Here is a 3,214-nt window from a genome sequence, read left to right as displayed (position 1 = left end):
GAGATCTGGAGTTTGAGTACTATCCATAGTCCTTTGGTAGAAAAGATGGGCCTTGATATAACTTTACGAGAGATGGGTGCGGTGGAAGGAGATTTGGTAAAAATAGGAGATCTGGAGTTTGAGTACTATCCATAGTCCTTTTAAAAAAAGGGTAGTTGTTAAGGTAGGGACAAGTATTTTAACTTCTCCAACTGGGGAACTTAATTTCTCGTACTTAAAAAGCATAGTAAGTGATCTTGTCTCTTTAAATAGCTTAGGAAAAGAAGTAGTTTTAGTCTCTTCTGGAGCCATTGCTTGCGGAATGAAGAAGCTAAATATAAAAAATCGCCCTAAGACTATTCCTTTAAAACAAGCTTGTGCTTCTATTGGTCAATCTTACTTAATGCATAGTTATGAAGTTTGTTTTCAAGAAAATAAACAATTAGTAGCCCAAGTATTATTGACTCACAAAGAATTAAGTGAAAGAAAAAGCTATATTAACATTTACCATGCTTTAAGTACTTTAATAAAGCATCAGGTTATTCCTATTGTTAATGAAAATGATGCTGTCGCTACAGAAGAACTAAAGTTTGGAGATAATGATATTTTAAGTGCTTTAGTGGCCATTCTAATTAGAGCAGATTTGTTAATTATCTTAACTGACGTGGAAGGTTTATTAAACAAACAAAAAGAGGTCATAGAAGTAGTAGAGGAAATTAATCCTTTAATTTTTAGTCTGGCCAAGAAAACTTCAAAAGAAACAACCACCGGAGGAATGTTAGCCAAGCTTTCTGCCGCAAGCAGAGCGGTAAAGGGTGGAATAACTACCATTATTGCCAACGGCAAAACTCCTCAAATTTTAAATAAGCTAATGAGAGGAGAAAAAAGTGGGACATTATTTAAAGCTAAAGAAGATTCTTTAGCCGGAAGAAAACGTTGGATTGCTTATGCTTTAACGCCTATGGGAAGTATAAAAGTAGATGAGGGAGCCAGACAAGTGATTATGGAAAAAGGGAAAAGCTTACTTCCTTCAGGAGTAATTGAGGTTTGCGATGACTTTGAACAAGGAGATTGCATCAGAGTGATTAATAAAGAAGGAGTTGAGTTTGCTCGAGGGTTGATAAATTATTCTTCTCTTGAGCTAAGGAAAATTTTAGGGAAAAAGACTATTGAAATTAAAGAAGTTTTAGGTTATAAATATTACGATGAAGTTGTCCATAGGAGTAATTTGGTAGTCTTGAGGTAAAGATGGAAGTTTTAAATCTTATTATAGAGATGGCTAAAAAAGCTAAAGAGGCCTCATATACCACCGCTAAGCTTTCTGCTTCAACCAAGAAAGACTTGCTCCTGGATATGGCTTTAAATTTAGAGAAAAATATAGAATATCTTCAAGAAGAAAATAAGAAAGATTTAGCTTTGGCTAAAGAAGAGGATCTTTCGCCAGCCTTTATGGATCGACTTCTTCTCAACGAAGATAACATTAAAAATATGGTTCAAGGGGTGAGAGAGGTAGCTCAATGGCCAGATCCGGTAGGGGAATATATTTGGACCAAGAGAAGGCCAAATGGATTATTAATTAGCAAAGTTAGAACTCCTTTAGGAGTAATAGCTGTTATTTATGAATCTCGACCAAATGTTACTGTTGATGCTGCTTCTCTTTGCTTAAAGTCAGGAAATGCGATAATTTTAAGAGGAGGCAAAGAAGCAATTAATTCCAATAAAGCAATGGTTAAAGTTTTGAAAAAGTCTCTGATGGACTTTAATCTTCCTTTGGAGATTATCTCTATGGTAGAAATTACCGATCATCAAGCAGTTACTATTCTATCTAAACTTGACCAATATCTTGATGTCATTATTCCCCGCGGTGGAGAAAATTTAATTCAAGCTATTAAAAAAGAAGCTACCGTGCCCGTGGTCTTTCACGGTAAAGGCAACTGCCATCTTTACCTTGACGAAGAAGCAAACTTAGAAATGGCCAGCAAAGTTACAATTAATGCCAAAGTCCAAAGACCTGGGGTTTGTAACGCTATAGAAACCTTACTTGTCCATAAAGACATAGCCGGAAAAATTTTACCGGGTTTAATTAAGAATCTTCAAGAATTAGGGGTAGAAATTAGAGGATGTCCAATAACTAAAGAGATAGCCAATAGTATTAAAGAAGCTAAAGAAGAAGACTGGCAGGAAGAGTACTTAAGTTTAATTTTAGCGGTAAAAGTAGTTAAAGATATAGATGAAGCTATTTCTCATATTAGAAAATATGGTTCTTTACATTCAGAAGGTATTATTACTAATTCTATTTCCAAGGCTTATAGATTTGCTCAAGAAGTAGATGCTTCGGCTGTATTTATTAATACTTCTACCAGATTTAACGATGGTAGCAAGTTTGGATTAGGAGCAGAAATAGGAATTAGTACTCAAAAATTACATGCTCGAGGTCCTATGGGAATAGAAGAATTAACCTCCTTTAAATATTTTGTTTTAGGAGATGGTCAGATCAGAGAATGAAAGATAAGAAAATGAAGAAGATTGGTATTTTAGGAGGAACCTTTAATCCCATTCATAACGGACATCTTTCTTTAGCTTCTCAAGCTAAGGAAAAATTTTCTTTAGATAAGGTAATCTTTATTCCTTCGGCTCTTCCTCCTCATAAAGAAGAGGATTCTTTATTAGATTCAAGTAATCGTTATCTAATGACTATCTTAGCTACCTCGGATAATGATGATTTTATAGTCTCGGACATAGAGATTAAGCGAGGAGGAAGATCGTATACCTTAGACACCCTTAAAGAAATTAAAAAAATATATGGAGAAGAGACCACAATTTACTTTATCACAGGATGTGATGTTATTTCTGAAATAAATACCTGGAAAGAAGTAGAGAGTTTATTTAAATTATGTACCTTTATCGTCGCTAATCGACCTGGATATAGCTTAAAGATTGAAGAATGTTACTCAAGACATATTAAGGAATTAATCATTCCTGGATTAGATATTTCTTCAACTAGAATTCGAGAAAAGATTAAGCATAAAGAATCTGTAAAGTATTTAGTTCCTGATTTAGTCTATAAGCATCTAGTTAATTATAATTTATATTTATAAAAGCAAAATAAATAACATCCGTTATATTACTTGTTGTTATATAAGGTCCATAAGCATCTAGTTAATTTAGTCTATAATCATAAAAGCAAAATAAATAACATCCGTTATATTACTTGTTGTTATATAAGGTCCATAAG

The 3,214-nt window shown here is 33.7% G+C and carries 4 protein-coding genes; all 4 read left to right on the top strand.

Annotated features, from left to right (window positions below; genetic code table 11):
* The first annotated feature begins 3 nt into the window (after positions 1–3).
* From KJ849_06545 to nadD, 4 genes are read left to right on the top strand one after another with little or no spacing between them, the layout of a single operon-like run.
* Entirely contained in the window at positions 4–135 is a 132-nt protein-coding gene (locus tag KJ849_06545) for a DUF1967 domain-containing protein (protein MBU2600215.1), read from the top strand.
* On the top strand, positions 128–1,225 hold the full coding sequence (gene proB / locus KJ849_06540) for a glutamate 5-kinase (GenBank protein ID MBU2600214.1): 1,098 nt from the start codon (positions 128–130) through the stop codon (positions 1,223–1,225). The genes KJ849_06545 and proB overlap by 8 nt, the downstream gene beginning before the upstream one ends.
* Positions 1,226–1,227: 2 nt before the next feature.
* On the top strand, positions 1,228–2,484 hold the full coding sequence (locus KJ849_06535) for a glutamate-5-semialdehyde dehydrogenase (GenBank protein ID MBU2600213.1): 1,257 nt from the start codon (positions 1,228–1,230) through the stop codon (positions 2,482–2,484).
* On the top strand, positions 2,481–3,077 hold the full coding sequence (nadD, locus tag KJ849_06530) for a nicotinate-nucleotide adenylyltransferase (GenBank protein MBU2600212.1): 597 nt from the start codon (positions 2,481–2,483) through the stop codon (positions 3,075–3,077). The genes KJ849_06535 and nadD overlap by 4 nt, the downstream gene beginning before the upstream one ends.
* Positions 3,078–3,214: the final 137 nt, after the last annotated feature.

It is taken from the genome of bacterium (assembly GCA_018830565.1).
In the GTDB taxonomy this organism is placed as follows: domain Bacteria; phylum UBA9089; class JAHJRX01; order JAHJRX01; family JAHJRX01; genus JAHJRX01.
This window is presented reverse-complemented; position numbering and strand designations above follow the sequence as displayed.

Coding starts and splice junctions, on each gene's coding strand:
- KJ849_06535 (MBU2600213.1), top strand. CDS start 1,228: ATGGAAGTTTTAAATCTTATTATAGAGATGGCTAAAAAAGCTAAAGAG.
- nadD (MBU2600212.1), top strand. CDS start 2,481: ATGAAAGATAAGAAAATGAAGAAGATTGGTATTTTAGGAGGAACCTTT.